Genomic DNA, 3716 nt, shown 5'->3' on the forward strand with positions numbered 1-3716 from the left:
CAGTTCACTATACGTGTCTACACATTGTACTGTCTTTTTCGCTTCTCTTACCTTCGTCATACTCCCTCCAAGCTTTCCAGCCTTTTATCTCCATTCTAATTCACCCATTTTGATGAAAGAGGGATATAAAGACTGAATTAAAAACATTTTACTCAGCTAAGTTGAACCGATCTTAATTAAATTATCTGCGACACCAAAGGTAAAAAGTGATGGTTGAATCTTTACCCGCACAACTGCTGGGAGCTAGGTCATTCAATGGGTTGCCGTTGCCTTTGTCGTTGGGGAATGGATAAAGGTTCTTGGCGCATGGGAGACTGCCGGCATTGCTGGAGTAAATGCAAAGCCGCTCTTTGGAGGGCTGAGTCCTGTTCAGTGTCCAAAAAAGCTTGCAGATATAGAGCTAGTTCCCTTGGGTTCGGGGAGTGTGGGCCTGGCTGATTCCACCATTGCTGTAACTGACGCAGGGCAATTAATTTCTGCAGGCGATCGCCGTGGGCCAGGTAATGTAAAGAGCGGTCAAAGTCGGGGAGCGGAGCGGTGAGTAACTTGGGGGCAGTGACTTTTTGCTGTTGCCAGAGTAAAAGCCCCACCGTAGCGAGGGAACCCAAACCCTGCAAAATAATGCCCGTGGCTAACCAAGGGTTTTCCACCTCCGACCAAACCATGGTGGCCATGTAGGTGCCGACAGCAGTTAAACCACCTCCACCGCCAGCAATGGTCAATCGACCCTGGGCCCCGGAAAAAAACTGGTGCAATTGTTTAGTCTGGAGTTCCTGGCGATGGGTCAAAAGCCAATAGACCAAACGCATACTGCCCACCCCCAGGCCCGTGGCCAGCAGAAGTCGCCATTCCGTTGCCCAGAGCATAGTCGCCAAAAAAGCGCCCCCACTCCAGGGAGCCCAGCGGTGTAGCCAGCGGTAATCGCTCAAACGAAGGCCTAGGGCTGTAACCTCCTTGGGGGAAAGCGGCAAAAACTGACCGGTTGATTTCACCGTCGTAGCCGAATTTTTGGAGGGAAACCAAACCTGGGTCACAGCAAATTCCTGCGATGTGTGATGATGGCCATATTGCCCTTGTCAGGCAGTCTATTTACTATATCAAGATTCGACATGGAGACTTTTTGGCCAGAGGTTTTGAGCTTTTGTCAGTCCACGACCAAGGCGATCGCCACAGAGTTGGTGGCCCAATCCGCCAGAATCCCTGCCCAACGCAAAGCCGATGGTAGTTTGGTCACCGCCGCTGATCAATGGTCTGACCAGGAGTTGCGCCAGCGTATTGCCGCCCAATTTCCCGACCATGGGGTGCTAACGGAGGAAACGGCCCACATTTTTCCCGCTAATGATTGGTGTTGGATTGTCGATCCCATTGATGGCACCACCAATTTTGCCAGGGGCATTCCCATTTGGGGCATTTCCCTCGGTTTACTCTACCGGGGGACGCCGGTGTTTGGCTTCCTCCATTTTCCTTTACTACAGCAATCATTTTGGGGCTATTGGCTAGAAAATTCTGGCTTAACGGGACCCCATGGTGCCTTTCTGAACGGGGAACCAATCCAGGTGAGTGGGGCCGAACCTAGTCAAAATCATTTGTTTAACCTCTGTGCCCGAAGCGCTGCCATTTTAACCAATCCTTTTCCCTGTAAATTGAGGCTAATTGGGGTTAGTAGTTACAATTTAGCCCTGGTGGCCCTGGGAGCGGCCTTGGGAGGGACGGAAAAAACACCCAAAATTTGGGACATTGCTGGCGCCTGGCCGATCTTGTTGGCCGCTGGAGGGGAATTTCTCTGCCTTCGCCCGGAACCGTTGTTTCCCCTTACCCCAGGGGAGAATTATGGCGATCGCCCCTATCCTTGCATCACCGCCAGTCGGAGAGAACTAATGGAACAATTCAAACCCCTAGTTTTAGCTGTCCAGTGAGGGTGCCCCTGGATAGGTTAAAAAAAACCAGACTTCTCAGCTTTGAGGCAAAGTAAATCAAATTCTCCCGGTCTTGCGGGAGCTTTGGTGGGTAGATTGAGAGAGAAAATTAAAATTTTTAGGCTCTCGAATATTGTTTTTATTGGCCATTAATCTTTCAAAAACTCGTCATTTATTGACGGAAATGGTACAGACAAATAACATTATGACGAGCAAATTCTTTATATTTTTTGCAGATTTGCCCCCCTAGGCAGGTAACTGTTGTTACAAAGCCTTGACATTGACTTTGTTAGATTAGCAGGGAACTTTCAGTCAGGGGTCTAGATCGGTGAATCCAGTCTACATATCAGTCGTAGAGGGTAACCCCCATCTCCGCTCTCTATTAAGCTGGCATCTGCAGCAGAGCGGCTACCTTGTCCAACAATGTAGCGGTTTTCACCAGGCCCGCCAGGCATTTAATAATCAATTACCTACCCTGGCCGTGATCGATTCCGACCTTACCGATGGGGATGGCATTGAGCTTTGCCGTTGGTTGTATCAACAGCACCAATCAATGATTTTTATTCTTTCCGCCAAGGATACAGAAAAGGATATTGTCCATGGGTTAAAGGCCGGGGCTGATGATTATTTGACCAAACCCTTTGGTATGCAGGAATTTTTAGCCCGCATAGAATGTTTAATTCGCCGAGTCCGCACTGTGGCCGCCCCTTTGTTGTTGGATTATGGGGTACTAAAAATCGATTTGGTACAGCGACGGGTGGAATACCAGGGCAACTTTGTTGACCTCACCCCCCAGGAATTCAGTTTGCTCTACGTGCTCACCCAAGCTGAAGGTAGTGCCCTCAGCCGCACAGAACTGCTCCGCCGAGCCTGGCCCGAGGCGATCGATAACCCCCGCACCATCGACACCCATGTCCTTTCCCTCAGGAAAAAAATTGAGACAGACCCCAGGCAACCCAGCCTCATCCAAACCGTGCGAAATGTGGGCTACCGTTTTAACTCCTCCATTTTGGAAGAGAAAAAAGTAGTGGCGGAGAAACCCGTTTCCCTTTCCCCCGCTGGAGTCTCGGTGCTTACCTAGGGGAAGACAAACTGCCGTAATAAAGCTCCTCTGTTTTGACCGTCAGCACCTGGGGAGGGGTGGCATCGGGAGGATACATCAAGTCCACCGTCACTTCCCGCTGTTCCCCTGGTTGCATATTTAAGGTGATTAGGGGATTGCTCATTTCCCCCCGCCGTTGGGTAAGGTGAAAAAATCTTTCTTGGGGTTGGTTTTGGCTGTCGGTGTAGCTGACCCTAACCGTGCCCCGGAAAAAGACTTGGCCGGTGGGTTGGCGCATGAAGAATAGGCGATCGTTATATTGATCTTGTTTGATCGGAGTTTGCAGGGTGAGGGAAACGCTCTGTCGGTTATTAGTGGCGTTTTTCAGAGGTAACTGCAATTGATAATGCACCCCATAGTTGCCATGGGCTAGATAGGCCGTGTCGGGGTAGCGGGCCAGCATGGGAGCGCTCTGTACCTGTTGGGTAGCATAGGTACCCACACTAACGGTGCTGAGGGGATAGGAAAAAGCTCTCCCCCGTTGGGGAATAGTGAGGAATTGAGCCTTGGAATTGTCCACTAGGGTGGCTTGCCAAGAAGCGCCTTGGGAAATACCGGCCACCCGGCCATAGATGGGGGTGCGGGGAGCCCCAGGGCGGATTTGGTCGGGGGGAGTGGGGGCCAAATCCCTGGGATAAGCTAGATAGCCGCGGTATAGCATCGCTTGCCAATTGTCCAAGGTGGGGGGGCGGTAGGTC

The 3716-nt window shown here is 51.0% G+C and carries 4 protein-coding genes; 2 read left to right on the forward strand and 2 right to left on the reverse strand.

All coding sequences use genetic code 11. The features are described from left to right. Positions 1 to 248: 248 nt before the first annotated feature. Positions 249 to 1034: a hypothetical protein gene (locus tag IQ217_RS18570; RefSeq protein WP_190598723.1), complete on the reverse strand. Its 786-nt coding sequence runs from the start codon at positions 1032 to 1034 to the stop codon at positions 249 to 251. A gap of 75 nt (positions 1035 to 1109) precedes the next feature. Here IQ217_RS18570 and IQ217_RS18575 point away from each other — a divergent pair, with 75 nt between their 5' ends. Both IQ217_RS18575 and IQ217_RS18580 read left to right on the forward strand, forming a co-directional pair. Beyond that, entirely contained in the window at positions 1110 to 1916 is an 807-nt protein-coding gene (locus IQ217_RS18575; protein ID WP_194021392.1) for an inositol monophosphatase family protein, read from the forward strand. 328 nt (positions 1917 to 2244) lie between these two features. Then, a complete protein-coding gene (locus IQ217_RS18580; RefSeq protein WP_190598779.1) occupies positions 2245 to 2997 on the forward strand; it encodes a response regulator transcription factor in 753 nt (250 codons plus the stop codon). Here IQ217_RS18580 and IQ217_RS18585 read toward each other — a convergent pair. Next, the coding region (locus IQ217_RS18585) for a DUF3370 family protein (RefSeq protein ID WP_194021393.1) at positions 2990 to 3716 on the reverse strand (727 nt) is incomplete at its 5' end. The genes IQ217_RS18580 and IQ217_RS18585 overlap by 8 nt on opposite strands.

It is taken from the genome of Synechocystis salina LEGE 00031, from assembly GCF_015207985.1.
Classification (GTDB): domain Bacteria; phylum Cyanobacteriota; class Cyanobacteriia; order Cyanobacteriales; family Microcystaceae; genus Synechocystis; species Synechocystis salina.

What these genes read in the sequence shown, in the direction of transcription:
- IQ217_RS18575 (WP_194021392.1), top strand. Translation starts at nt 1,110, where the DNA reads ATGGAGACTTTTTGGCCAGAGGTTTTGAGCTTTTGTCAGTCCACGACC.